We start from the raw sequence: 12785 nt of genomic DNA on the forward strand, positions 1-12785 counted from the left end.
CACAGTATCGCGCGTGTGGCGCCGCGCCGCGATGGCCGCGCTCATTCGGCGCCCGGCTTGACCTGCTGCAGGTCGCGGCGGTCGTAGGCGCTGACGATGCGCGCCACCAGCGGGTGGCGCACCACGTCGCGGGCCTCGAAGAAGGTGAAGCTCACCCCGTCCACGTCGCGCAGCACCTCGATGGCATCGCGCAGGCCGGACTTCACGTGCTTGGGCAGGTCGGTCTGGGTCAGGTCGCCGGTGACCACGGCGGTGGAGCCGAAGCCCAGCCGGGTCAGGAACATCTTCATCTGCTCGACGGTGGTGTTCTGCGCTTCGTCCAGGATCACGTACGCATCATTGAGCGTGCGTCCACGCATGTACGCCAGCGGCGCAATCTCGATGACGTTCTTCTCCAGCAGCTTGATCACCTTTTCCACGCCCAGCATTTCATACAGCGCGTCGTACAGCGGGCGCAGGTACGGATCGACCTTCTGGCTCAGGTCGCCGGGCAGGAAGCCCAGCTTCTCGCCGGCTTCCACCGCCGGGCGCACCAGGATCAGGCGCTGCACCCGCGATTCGTTCAACGCATCCACCGCGCTGGCCACGGCCAGGAAGGTCTTGCCGGTACCGGCCGGCCCAATGCCGAAGTTGATGTCGTGGGTGGTGATCTGGTGCAGGTAGCGCGCCTGGTTGGCGCCACGGCCGCGCACGGTGCCGCGCTTGACCTTGATGGTGACTTCCTGCGCTTCGTAGCTGCGCTCCACCAGGTGCTCCACGTTGGCCTGGTTCAGTCGCAGGTGGATGGCGTGGCTGTCGAAGGGCGTCTCGGCCGCCTCCAGGTACAGCGCTTCGATCAGCGCCTGTGCTTCCTCGGCCACGGCCTTCGGGCCGGTGACCCGGAAGACGTGGCCGCGGTTGGCGATTTCCACGCCGAGCTTGAGTTCGATCTGGCGCAGGTGCTCGTCGAAGGGGCCGGCCAGGTTGGCCAGGCGTTCGTTGTCTTCCGGGGCCAGGGTGAAGTCGCGGTGTGCCAGTGCGGTCATTGCGTCCGGCGGCGACGGTCGTCATGGCCGTGCCGCAAGTTGGGGATAGGAAGGACAGGGTAGCGCGGGCGTGCAGGCCTCGCCACAGCAGCGCGGTTCTCCACAGCGGCTGTGCAGCAGCAGTGCAGCAACCTGTGGATAGTCTCTGACGGCCCTACTGCCGCAATGCTGTCGCGTGCGTGGTCAAAAAAGCGACATCTAGCTCGGGGTTTTCCACACCGCTTGTGGGCGGTTGCGCGGGAAAGGTGTGGATAAGCGGCTGTACCCCCTGCGGCGCAATGGCTGCGGAAGGGTGATCATTTCATGACCAGTGCGCGGACCCGCTGGCACGCGTGACCGATCCTTCACGGGTGCATGCGCAAGGTGACCTCTTCTTCCCCCGCCGTGCCCTGCCGGAGCCGCGTCGATGTCCGCAGCCAGCTACCTGTCCATGCGTGGGGTGTTCCTGGCCGGCGCGGGACTGCTGCTGTCGGCGTGCCGGCAGGAGCCGCCGGCCGCGCTCGGTACCTTGGAGTGGGACCGCATTACCGTGCCGGCGCCCGCGGCGGAAACCATCGTGGCCATCCGGGTTCACGAAGGCCAGCAGGTGGCCGCCGGGGCGGCGCTGCTGCAGCTGGAGCCGATCCGCACCGCCGCCCAGCTGCAGGCACTGGAAGCGCAGGCCAGCCAGGCCGGGCAGGCCCTGCAGGAACTGCGTGAGGGCCCTCGCCGCGAGGACATCGACCAGGCGCGGGCCAACCTGGCGTCGGCACGCGCGCAGGCCGTCGACGCGTCGGCCTATTACCGCCGTCTGCAGCCGCTGGGTCGGCAGCAACTGGTGGCCGCTGCCGACGTGGACCGCGCGCGGGCGGCCGCCGGCAGCGCGCAAGGCGCGGTGCAGGCGGCCGAACAGGCGCTGCTGGCGCTGGAACACGGTAGCCGCGTGGAGCAGGTGGCCCAGGGCGAAGCCGCCCTGCAGTCGGCACAGGCCCAGGCCGCGGCGCAGGCAGTGACGCTGCGCAAGCTCGACCTCGTTGCCCCGCGCGCCGGGCGCGTCGATGCGCTGCCCTACCGGCTGGGCGACCAGGCGCCGGTGGGGGCCCCGCTGGTGGTGCTGCTGGTCGGCGACCGCCCTTACGCCCGGGTGTACCTGCCTGAGCCACTGCGCCTGAAGGTGCGGGTGGGGCAGGCGGCCCAGATTCACCTGCAGGGTCGCGACGGCGCGTTTGCCGGCCATGTGCGCAGCATCCGCAGCGATCCCGGCTTCACGCCGTACTACGCGCTCAGCGGCGACGACGTGTCGCGGTTGAGCTGGCTGGCGGAAATCGAACTGGACCGCGCCGACGGGAGCACGCCGCTGGCGGACCTGCCCGCCGGCGTGCCGGTGCGGGTGGTGTTTTGAACGCCGCCGAACCGGCGATCCGCGCGCGCGGGCTGACCAAGCAGTTTGGATCGCTGGTGGCGGTGGATCATGTCGACCTCAGCGTGCCGCGCGCCAACGTCTATGGGTTCCTGGGGCCGAATGGCTCGGGCAAATCAACCACCATCCGCATGCTGTGCGGCCTGCTCACCCCGAGCGCGGGCGAGATCGAAGTGCTGGGCTTGCGCATACCGGAGCAGGCCGAGGCGCTGCGCCGGCGCATCGGCTACATGACCCAGCGCTTTTCGCTGTTTGAAGACCTCACCGTGCGCGAGAACCTGGAGTTCCTGGCGGCGGTGCAGGACATCCCGCGCGCCCGGGCGCGGCAGCGCATCGACGAGTTGCTGGAGCACTACCATTTCCAGGACCGCCAGAAGCAGTTGGCCGGCACCATGAGCGGCGGCCAGAAGCAGCGGCTGGCACTGGCCGGTGCGGTGATCCACGCGCCGGAGCTGTTGTTCCTGGACGAGCCGACCAGTGCGGTGGACCCCGAGTCGCGGCGCGACTTCTGGGAAAAGCTCTTCGACCTGGCCGACGCCGGCACCACCTTGCTGGTGTCCACGCATTACATGGACGAGGCCGAGCGCTGCCACCGCCTGGCCATCCTCGACCAGGGGGTGCTGGTGGCCGATGGCAGCCCGGCCGAACTCACCGCCGCGCTGCAGGGGCGCACCCTGGAAGTGCATGCGGCGCAGCCACGACAAGCCCAGCGGGCGCTGGCAGGCCTGCCCGGGGTGCTCAGCGTGGCGCAGATCGGCAATACGCTGCGCGTGCTGCTGGACAGCGGCGACGATGCCGAAGCGCGCCTGCAGCAGGCGCTGCGCGCAGCCGGGCAGGGGGCGGAGGTGGTGCGCAGCGCCGCCAACCTGGAAGACGTGTTCGTCTCGGCCACGCGTGGCCGCGAGACGCCCGCCGCGGCCGGGGCCACGCCATGAACCTGCGGCGGCTGTGGGCGATCGTGCTCAAGGAGCTGCGGCAGATGCGCCGCGACCGCATCACCCTGGCCATGATCGTCGGCATCCCGGTGATGCAGCTGGTGCTGTTCGGCTATGCGATCAACCTCAACCTCCGCCACCTGGAGACCGGCATCGCCGACCAGGCCGGCAGCGCGGCCTCGCGCGCGCTGCTGGCCGACATGGTGGCCACCGGGGTGATCACCCCGACCCTGCACGTGGACACTCCCGACCAGTTGATGACCGCGCTGCGGCGCGGGCAGGTCAGCATCGGCATCGTGGTGCCGCCTGATTTCGAGCGACGCCGGTTCGACGGCCGTGAGGCGGTGCAGGTGCTGGTGGATGGCAGCGACACCGTCGTGCAGAGCGCGGCGGTGCAGCTGGCCCAGGTGCCGCTGGACACCCGGCCGGTGCGCAACGACCGGCCACTGCGCGCGGGCGCATCGGGTGCGGCTGGGCAGATCAGCGTGGTGGCGTTCTACAACCCGCAGCGGCGCTCGGCGATCAACATCGTGCCCGGCCTGATCGGGATCATCCTGACCATGACCATGGTGATGTTCACCGCCGTGGCGATCGTGCGCGAACGCGAGCGCGGCAACATGGAGCTGCTGATCGCCACGCCGCTGAGCCGCAGCGAGCTGATGGTCGGCAAGGTGCTGCCGTATGCGGTGATCGGCCTGGTCCAGACCACGCTGGTGCTGCTGCTGGGGATGTGGCTGTTCGAGGTGCCGGTGCGCGGCAGCGTGCTGGATGTCTACCTGGCGGCGGTGCTGCTGATCACCGCCAACCTGGCGCTGGGCCTGTTGATCTCGACCCGCGCGCAGTCGCAGTTCCAGGCCATGCAGATGACGATGTTCGTGTTCCTGCCATCGATCCTGCTGTCGGGTTTCATGTTCCCGTTCGCCGGCATGCCGCGCATCGTGCAGTGGCTGGCCGAGATCCTGCCGCTCACCCACTTCCTGCGCCTGGTGCGCGGCATCATGCTGCGCGGCGCCCGCTGGTGGGAACTGTGGCCGGAGGTGCTGGCACTGCTGGGCTTCATCGTGGTGATGATGACCCTGGCCATCCTGCGGTTCCGCAAGCGCCTGGATTGATCAGGCGACCACCAACCGCCCGCGCAGTGAATTGCTGTACGCCTCGGTGATCTCCACATCGACCAGCTGGCCGACCAATCGCGCCTGCCCCGGGAAATTCACCGACCGCATGTTCTCGGTCTTGCCGGTGAGCTCATTCGGATCGCGGCGCGACGGACCTTCCACCAGCACCGTCTGTACCGTGCCGACCATCGCATGGGAGATGGCGGCTGCCTGCTCGTTGATCCGGGCCTGCAGGCGCGACAGCCGCGCGTGCTTCTTCGCATCGCTGAGGGTGTCCTCGAGGTCGGCTGCGGGCGTGCCCGGTCGGCGCGAATAGATGAAGGAGAAGCTGTGGTCGAAGCCTACGTCCTCGATCAGCTTCATGGTCTTCTCGAAGTCCGCGTCCGTCTCGCCGGGGAAGCCGACGATGAAGTCCGAGCTGATCGAAATGTCCGGGCGTACTGCGCGCAGCTTGCGGATCTTGGCCTTGAATTCGAGCGCGGTGTAGCCGCGCTTCATCGCCGACAGCACCCGGTCGCTGCCGGCCTGCACCGGCAGGTGCAGGAAATTGGCCAGCTGCGGCACGTCGCGGTAAGCATCCACCAGCGAATCGCTGAACTCCAGCGGGTGCGAGGTGGTGAAGCGGATGCGGTCCACCCCGTCGATCTCGGCGATGGTGCGGATCAGCAGGCCGAGGTCGGCAAACTCGCCGTCCCCATAGGGACCGCGGTAGGCATTGACGTTCTGGCCCAGCAGGTTGATCTCACGCACGCCCTGCGCGGCCAGCTGCGCCACTTCCACCACCACGTCCTCGAATGGGCGGCTGACCTCGGTGCCACGGGTGTAGGGCACCACGCAGAACGAACAGTACTTGGAGCAGCCTTCCATGATCGACACGAACGCCGAACCGCCCTCGGCCCGCGGCTCGGGCAGGCGGTCGAACTTCTCGATCTCGGGGAAGCTGATGTCCACCTGCGATTTGCCCGATTCGCGCCGCTGGCGGATCAGCTCGGGCAGGCGGTGCAGGGTCTGCGGGCCGAACACCAGGTCCACATGCGGGGCGCGTTTGATGATCGCTTCGCCTTCCTGGGAGGCCACGCAACCGCCCACGCCGATGATGACGCCTCGGCCGTTGTTCTTCAGCGCCTTCCAGTAGCCCAGCTGGCTGAACACCTTCTCCTGCGCTTTCTCGCGGATCGAGCAGGTGTTCATCAGCAGCACGTCGGCTTCGGCCGGGTCGTCGGTCAGCTCCAGGCCTTCTTCGGCGGCAAGTACGTCGGCCATTTTGGTCGAGTCGTACTCGTTCATCTGGCAACCGTGGGTCTTGATGTACAGCTTGCCGCGCACGGGGCCGGTCACCTGCGGCCGGGAACCGGGCAGCGGCAGCAGGTCGGGGCGGGGCGAATCGATGGCAGGCACGGCGGTGCCGGCCGAGGTCGGCAGGGTCGAAGCTGGCGTCCCGGTCATGGCGCTTATTCCAGTCGGGTGGGCGGGCAGGCAGCCGGGGAGGGCTGCCGGGTAGCCGTCCATTGTACCCCGGGCGCCCGGTAGAGCCACGCCCTGCGTGGCTGCGGGGCTTGGCAACGGCGCGCGAAACGGGGACACTCCGCCCCATGAAGGGGATCTTGGGGATCGCTGCGCTGGCCTTGGCTGCGCTGACCGCTGTGCCGGCCAGTGCGGGCACCCTGTACAAGTGTGTTGGCGCGGACGGCATTCCCAGCTATGTCAGCAAACGCGTCGCCGGCACCAGCTGCAGCGTGGTCAGCAACTACCGTCCCGACCGCAGCGCCCCGCGCCGTTACGTTCCGCCACCGTCTCCAGCCCCTGTTTCCGCCCCTGCGGTGGTGGCAACCGCTGCGCCGGTCCAGGACGGTGCCGCGTCCGGCACCGCGCTGGCCCCGACCCCGGCACCCGCCCAGGCCGCCGCCGTGCTTACTGCCGCGCCGGCGCCGGCGGCACGCACCGGCAAGGCGCAGCGCGTGGTCAACGGGCAGGTCTACTCGTATATGAAGGATGGCGTGCGGCATTACACCAGCCGCCGGCCCGCGCAGATGGCCAGCCTGGGCCAGGTCCGCACCATCCATTACAGCTTCATCGAGCGCTGTTACGCCTGCGGTGCCAGTCCGGGCGTGAACTTCGGTTCGGTCCGCCTCAACACCACGGCCTTCCAGGCAGAGATCGCGTCAGCCGCGCGCGAGTTCGGGGTGGAAGAGGCGGTCGTCCGCGCGATCATCCATGCCGAATCCGCCTACAACCCGACCGCGCTCAGCCGTGCCGGCGCGCAGGGCCTGATGCAGCTGATGCCGCCGACCGCGCGCCGTTTCGGCGTGACCGACTCCTATGATGCCGCGCAGAACATCCGCGGCGGCGTGCAGTATCTGTCGTGGCTGCTCAAGCGCTTCAACGGCAACCTGACCCTGGCCGCAGCGGGCTACAACGCGGGCGAAGGCGCGGTCGACCGCCACGGTGGCGTGCCGCCTTACAGCGAGACGCAGTACTACGTGAAGCGCGTCGCCCTGCTCGCCGACCGCTACCGCGGCGCCACCGCCTCCACGCAGTAATCCCCGTCCGCTTTCGACCGCATCGCGAAGGCCGGCCAACGCCCGGCGCTGCAGATGTGTACGCTGCCCCGGCAGCGCCGGCCGTGGGCCGGCCCTCGTGGTGCGACCACCATTGTGTCGCCGAGTCAGGTTCCGCTATAGTCGATCAGGATTCATTGTGGACTGGCCCCCACCGGTCTACTGGCAGCCTCAAGCTACCTAAATCAATATCGGAGTGCCGGATGGCCAACGATGGGGTAAACGATCCAGTCAACACTGGACGTCGACGATTTCTTTCCGCAACCACCGCAGTGGTGGGAGCAGTCGGCGTCGGTTTCGCCGCAGTTCCGTTCATCAAGTCCTGGAATCCCAGCGCCCGCGCCAAACTGGCCGGTGCCCCTGTGCTTGCCGACATCAGCGCCCTGCAGGAAGGCCAGCGACTGGTCATGGAGTGGCGTGGACAGCCGATCTGGATCGTTAAACGGTCCAAGGCCATCCTTGACGCCCTGCACGGGCTGGATGGGCGGCTGAAGGATCCTGCGTCGGAGAACAAGGACCAGCAGCCGGACTACGTGCTCAAGCAGAACCCCGAATTCCGCGCGATCAAGGCCGAGGTCTCGGTGCTGGTCGGGCTGTGCACCCACCTGGGCTGTTCGCCGGAAATGGTGGCCGAGATCCGCCCCGAGCCGTTCGACCCGGAATGGAAGGGCGGCTACTTCTGCCCCTGCCACAAATCCCGGTTCGACATGTCCGGCCGCGTCTTCGATGGCGTCCCGGCGCCGATCAACCTGCTGGTGCCGCCGCACCATTACCAGGACGACAGCACCATCATCATCGGCGTCGATCCGCAGGGGGCAGCCTGATCATGGCCAACATCCTTTCCCGTACCGCCACCGGCGTCGCCGACTGGGTCAACGCGCGCGCGCCCGGGCTGATGCCGGTGTACCGCAAGCATGTGAGCGAGTACTACGCGCCGAAGAACTTCAATATCTGGTACTACTTCGGTTCGCTGGCGCTGCTGATCCTGGTCAACCAGATCGTGACCGGCATCTTCCTCACGATGCACTACAAGACCAGTGCGCTGGAAGCCTTCAACTCCGTTGAATACATCATGCGGGACGTGGAGTGGGGCTGGCTGATCCGCTACATGCACTCCACCGGGGCCTCGCTGTTCTTCATCGTGGTCTACCTGCACATGTTCCGCGGCCTCATGTACGGCAGTTACCAGAAGCCGCGCGAGCTGGTGTGGATCCTGGGCATGCTGATCTACCTGGTGCTGATGGCCGAAGCCTTCATGGGCTACGTGCTGCCGTGGGGGCAGATGTCGTTCTGGGGCGCGAAGGTGATCATCTCGCTGTTCGGCGCCATTCCGGTGATCGGCAACGGGCTCACCGAGTGGATCATGGGCGACTACCTGCCCAGCGATGCCACCCTCAACCGGTTCTTCGCCCTGCACGTGATCGCCCTGCCGCTGGTGCTGCTGTTGCTGGTGGTGCTGCACCTGGGTGCGCTGCATGAAGTGGGTTCGAACAACCCTGATGGCGTGGAGATCAAGAAGGGGCCCAAGGGCAACCGCTGGTCGGCGACCGCGCCCACCGACGGCATTCCGTTCCACCCGTACTACACGCTCAAGGACGGGGTCGGCGCCGGCTTCCTGCTGATCATCGCGGCCTTCATCATCTTCTTCGCGCCCGGCTTTGGCGGCCTGTTCCTGGAACACGACAACTTCACCGAGGCCAACCGCCTGGTCACGCCGGAGCACATCAAACCGGTGTGGTACTACACGCCGTACTACGCAATGTTGCGCGTGGTGCCCAACAAGCTCGGCGGCGTGATCGTGATGTTCTCGGCCATCGCCATCCTGTTCCTGGTGCCGTGGCTGGACAAGGCGCGGGTGAAGTCCTACCGCTACCGCGGCTGGCTGTCGCGCGCGCTGCTCGGCGTGTTCGCGGTCTGTTTCATCTGGCTGGGCGTGATCGGTTCCGGGCCCGGTACCGATGCGCATGAAACCTATGTCGGCCGCGTGCTGACTTTCCTGTACTTCGCCTTCTTCATCACCATGCCGCTATGGACCAAGCTGGACAGGACCTTGCCGGTACCGGACCGGGTGACCACGCATGACTGACCACTGGATTGTCCGGCTGGCCTGTGCGGCCGCCCTGTTGCTGGCCAGCACCGTGGCCGGCGCCGCCGAAGGCGGCAAGACCCTGCAGGCCGGCAACGACCTGGGCGACCGTGCGTCGCTGCAGCGCGGCGCGCAGCTCTACATGAACTACTGCTCCGGCTGCCATGCGCTGAAGTACCTGCGCTATTCGCGGATGGCGCAGGACCTGGGCCTGACCGAAGAAGAGGTGATGAACAACCTCAACTTCACCGGCGTGCCGATCGGCGAACCGGTGCCGGTGACGATGCCCAAGGCGGAAGCCGAGAAGTGGTTCGGCAAGATGCCGCCGGACCTCAGCCTGATCTCGCGGGTGCGTGGCAGCGACTGGGTCTATACCTACCTGAAGTCGTTCTACCTGGACCCCAGCCGCCCGCTGGGCTGGAACAACGCGCTGTTCCCCAACGCCTCCATGCCCAACCCGCTGTGGGAAATGCAGGGCCTGCAGCACGCCGTGCACGGCAAGCCGGAAGCGCCGGGTGCGGACGCGCCGGTGACCGGGCTCACGCTGGCACAACCCGGTAACGTCGACCCGGGGCAGTACGACCAGGCGGTGCGGGACATCACCAACTTCCTGGAGTACGCGGGTGAACCCGCGGCGCTGAAGCGGCAGAAGCTGGGCGTGTGGGTGATCCTGTTCCTGGCACTGCTGACCTTCCTGGCCTACCTGCTGAAGAAGGAGTACTGGAAGGACGTGCATTGATCGATACGGCGTAAGTCGATCGGCCTATTGGCTTTTGTGATGGGCAGTTGCACACTCGGGTACTGTGACGACTGTCGGCAATGGGCCGACAGCGCCGATGCGACCGGCGGATACCGATCGCTGGAGAGCCTTTGATGGCGGCGAGCGTACGCATGCGGAACACCCTGACACTGTTTTCCTCGAACGACGACGTGCTGTGCCATCGCGTGCGCCTGGTGCTGGCCGCCAAAGGCGTTACCTACGATTTCGTGCCCGTCGACCCGCAGAACCCGCCCGAGGATCTGATCGACCTCAATCCGTACCACTCGGTGCCCACGCTGGTTGAGCGCGAGCTGGTGCTGTACGCGGCCTCGGTGGTCAGCGAATACCTGGACGAACGCTACCCGCACCCGCCGCTGATGCCGGTGGACCCGCTCTCGCGTGCGCGGATCCGGCTGGCGATGCTGCGCATCGAACACGACTGGGTACCGCAGGTGCAGGCGATCCAGCTCGGCAACAAGACCCAGGCCGAGGCGGGGCGCAAGCGGTTGAAGGAACTGCTGACCAGCGCGGTGCCACTGTTCAAGGCCAGCAAGTTCTTCCTCAACCCGGAAATGAGCCTGGCCGATTGCGCCATGGCGCCGATCATCTGGCGCCTGCAGTCGCTGGACGTGCCGTTGCCCAAGGATGGCAAGTCCATCGAGGATTACGGCAACCGCATTTTCCGCCACCCGGGCTTCATCCGCAGCCTGACCGACCAGGAAAAGAAGCTGCGCGACCTGCCGGCCTGATCGGCGGTTCGCTGCATCGGCGCTTTACGCCGGGGGACGTGCATGCTGACCGCTGCACGGGAGGGCGCGTACACTTGTCACATTTCCGCGGCACCCCACAATGACTGAAGACACTTTCCGCATGACCAGCCATCGCCCCTACCTGTTGCGGGCGCTGGTGGAATGGATCAACGACAACGACCTGACCCCGCATATCCTGGTCGACGCTGGCATGCCTGGCGTACAGGTGCCGCAGAGTGCGGTGAAGGACGGTCGCGTGGTCCTCAACATCGCCGAGCGCGCGGTGGTGCGGCTGCACATCGACAACGAGAGCGTGAGCTTCTCGGCCCGCTTCTCGGGCACCAGCTACCCGGTGCAGGTGCCGATCTCGGCCGTGCTGGCCGTCTACGCCCGCGAAACCGGGCAGGGCATGGCACTGCCGGATGATATTCCCGGCCACGAGCCGAGCCCGGACGATACCTTGCCGCCGGATGACACGCCGACCCCGGATGACACCCCGCCCAAGCCGAGCGGTCGCCCGCACCTTCGGGTGGTCAAATAAGAGATCGCCGCCCTCGGGCGGCGATTTTGTTTCTACACATCCTCGGCGCCGGTGGTGTCCACGCTGCGACGGATTTCGCTGATGCGCGCGGCCGAGGGCCCGACGAAGGCCACCAGTTCATCGCCGCGCAGCACCATCCGCCCGGTATGGCGGTCGATGCCATCGTGGGAGTACTCGAAGCGGTAGGTGCGCTCCCAGCCCAGCCAGCCGTTGTCCTTGCGGCAGACGCGGATGCCACTGGCATGCACGGCCTGGTCCAGCCACTGCACGTCGGCGGCGCGGCAGGCGTTGCGGCCCAGTTCGATGGCGCGTTCGGCCGCGGCGCGCGAGGAGTTCCAGAAGGCGTAGGCGAACGCGCCGGCAATCATCAACAGGATAAGACTGGGCATCGGCGGCTCGGTGCGGAATCGGGGTCAGGAACGACCAAGATGGCGACGGACCGGCGCCGGATCAAGCCGGCGACCCGTCCTGCTTCTGCGGCTGCTGCGGTTGCGGGGCAGGCGATTGCGTTGGCGGTGGTGTGGGCCGCGGCGGCACGACGCGCGGGAAGGTGGGCTTTGGCGGCGTCGTCGTCGCCGGCACCCCGGGCTGGGCGGGTGCCGGCAGCGGGCCGGTGGCCGGCGCGGGCGATGGCGATGGCGGATAGCTGGGCGTCGACCCCATCGGCGAGGTCGCCACCAGTTTGAGCAGCGCCGCCCAGTCCTGCCGGTTGAAGTTGCACTCGTCTTCGCGTCCGGGGGTACAGCCCATGTCGTAGGGATCGCTGGAGGGGGCCGGGGGCAGCTGGATGCGGCCGCTGCGATCCAGCGACAGCTTGCGCATTGCCACCGTGTTCATCACATTGCCGCCGATCAGGTACAGCGTGTGGTCGCCGCCCATGTTCGCTGCGATCACCACCTCGCAGTGGGATTTCCAGTTCGCCACCGTGCCGCCGCTGAGCTGTTGCACCAGCCCGGCGTAACTCAATGATTCGTTGCGGCCACGCAGGTAGCACAACAGGTCGCCGGGCGCGGGCTTTTCCTGCGCTGGATCCGCCATCCGGTACGGGCCGGTGTTCTGGTAAGCGGCGCGGATGTAGTCGATGTGGCGCGGCGAGCGGGTGAAGCCGGGCACCCCGGCGCGGCTCATCACCCAGGAGATGAAGGCGGCCGACCACGGGTTGTCGATCAGGAACGCGCGGCAGTCGCTGTCGGTGTAGCGCGAACCGAACGGCTCCATGCAGCTGGTGGCGCCAGGCTGGCTGCCCATCGGCCCCAGCGTGCCGCTGTCGCGCCAGTAGCCGACCACGCGCTGCCACGCGGGCATGCCGTCGTCGGCCAGGTATTCCCGTTCGGCCTCGCTGACGCCAAGGTTGCGCGCACGGCCTTCACCATCGATGAAGGGCCGGTACCACAGTCGGTGCTCGTTGCAGGCGGTCCGCACGATGCTCGCCGCCAGCGGGCTCAGACCATAGCGCGGCGGGATGTCGCAGACCTCGGCAGCGGCGGCAGCGCCGGGAAGCAGCAGGAACAGGGGAGTCAGGCAGGCAAGCAGGGGCAGCGGGCGCATCCGCGCTCTCCGGGTGGGGGCACGGGAAGCGTCGCAGAGCCGGCAGGGGAAGCCCGTGAAGGCAGCGCT

General features: G+C 67.5%; 13 protein-coding genes. 9 read left to right on the forward strand and 4 right to left on the reverse strand.

All coding sequences use genetic code 11. The features are described from left to right. Positions 1–41: 41 nt before the first annotated feature. Complete coding sequence (locus SOM39_RS18265) at positions 42–1025, reverse strand: PhoH family protein (protein ID WP_068850654.1); 984 nt, start codon at positions 1023–1025, stop codon at positions 42–44. 406 nt (positions 1026–1431) lie between these two features. Here SOM39_RS18265 and SOM39_RS18270 point away from each other — a divergent pair, with 406 nt between their 5' ends. Genes SOM39_RS18270 through SOM39_RS18280 form a run of 3 tightly spaced genes read left to right on the forward strand, consistent with a single transcriptional unit; the run spans position 1432 to position 4471 of the window. Next, positions 1432–2406 carry an HlyD family secretion protein gene (locus SOM39_RS18270; protein WP_320459172.1) on the forward strand — a complete coding sequence of 325 codons (975 nt, stop codon included), beginning with the start codon at positions 1432–1434 and terminating at the stop codon, positions 2404–2406. Between the two features lie 17 nt (positions 2407–2423). Continuing rightward, a complete protein-coding gene (locus SOM39_RS18275) occupies positions 2424–3359 on the forward strand; it encodes an ABC transporter ATP-binding protein (RefSeq protein ID WP_320459207.1) in 936 nt (311 codons plus the stop codon). Further along, complete coding sequence (locus SOM39_RS18280) at positions 3356–4471, forward strand: ABC transporter permease (RefSeq protein WP_093533862.1); 1116 nt, start codon at positions 3356–3358, stop codon at positions 4469–4471. Before SOM39_RS18275 ends, SOM39_RS18280 begins: the two co-directional genes overlap by 4 nt. Here SOM39_RS18280 and miaB read toward each other — a convergent pair whose 3' ends face one another. Continuing rightward, the gene (miaB, locus tag SOM39_RS18285; RefSeq protein WP_320459173.1) at positions 4472–5920 is read right to left on the reverse strand and encodes a tRNA (N6-isopentenyl adenosine(37)-C2)-methylthiotransferase MiaB; all 1449 of its coding nucleotides are present in this window, start codon (positions 5918–5920) and stop codon (positions 4472–4474) included. A 146-nt stretch (positions 5921–6066) separates the two neighbouring features. On the opposite strand from miaB, the gene SOM39_RS18290 reads away from it, so the two are divergent. The 6 genes from SOM39_RS18290 to SOM39_RS18315 all read left to right on the forward strand — a co-directional run bounded on the left by SOM39_RS18290 (position 6067) and on the right by SOM39_RS18315 (position 11168). Then, complete coding sequence (locus SOM39_RS18290; protein WP_320459174.1) at positions 6067–7014, forward strand: lytic transglycosylase domain-containing protein; 948 nt, start codon at positions 6067–6069, stop codon at positions 7012–7014. 221 nt (positions 7015–7235) lie between these two features. Beyond that, on the forward strand, positions 7236–7856 hold the full coding sequence (gene petA / locus SOM39_RS18295; protein ID WP_068850670.1) for a ubiquinol-cytochrome c reductase iron-sulfur subunit: 621 nt from the start codon (positions 7236–7238) through the stop codon (positions 7854–7856). Positions 7857–7858: 2 nt separating this feature from the next. After that, the gene (locus SOM39_RS18300; protein ID WP_068850673.1) at positions 7859–9118 is read left to right on the forward strand and encodes a cytochrome b; all 1260 of its coding nucleotides are present in this window, start codon (positions 7859–7861) and stop codon (positions 9116–9118) included. Then, entirely contained in the window at positions 9111–9857 is a 747-nt protein-coding gene (locus SOM39_RS18305) for a cytochrome c1 (RefSeq protein WP_093534019.1), read from the forward strand. The genes SOM39_RS18300 and SOM39_RS18305 overlap by 8 nt, the downstream gene beginning before the upstream one ends. A 134-nt stretch (positions 9858–9991) precedes the next feature. Next, the gene (locus SOM39_RS18310; RefSeq protein ID WP_145478065.1) at positions 9992–10627 is read left to right on the forward strand and encodes a glutathione S-transferase N-terminal domain-containing protein; all 636 of its coding nucleotides are present in this window, start codon (positions 9992–9994) and stop codon (positions 10625–10627) included. A gap of 100 nt (positions 10628–10727) precedes the next feature. Continuing rightward, positions 10728–11168 carry a ClpXP protease specificity-enhancing factor gene (locus SOM39_RS18315; RefSeq protein WP_093534021.1) on the forward strand — a complete coding sequence of 147 codons (441 nt, stop codon included), beginning with the start codon at positions 10728–10730 and terminating at the stop codon, positions 11166–11168. Between the two features lie 32 nt (positions 11169–11200). On the opposite strand, the gene SOM39_RS18320 is transcribed toward SOM39_RS18315, so the two are convergent. Together SOM39_RS18320 and SOM39_RS18325 are read right to left on the reverse strand one after the other, a co-directional pair. Continuing rightward, positions 11201–11557, reverse strand: a complete 357-nt coding sequence (locus SOM39_RS18320; RefSeq protein ID WP_068850685.1) for a DUF3301 domain-containing protein — start codon at positions 11555–11557, stop codon at positions 11201–11203. Positions 11558–11618: 61 nt separating this feature from the next. Next, positions 11619–12716: a DUF2272 domain-containing protein gene (locus tag SOM39_RS18325; protein WP_320459175.1), complete on the reverse strand. Its 1098-nt coding sequence runs from the start codon at positions 12714–12716 to the stop codon at positions 11619–11621. Positions 12717–12785: the final 69 nt, after the last annotated feature.

Source organism: Stenotrophomonas sp. CFBP8994, assembly GCF_034044835.1.
GTDB classification, from domain to species: domain Bacteria; phylum Pseudomonadota; class Gammaproteobacteria; order Xanthomonadales; family Xanthomonadaceae; genus Stenotrophomonas; species Stenotrophomonas rhizophila_A.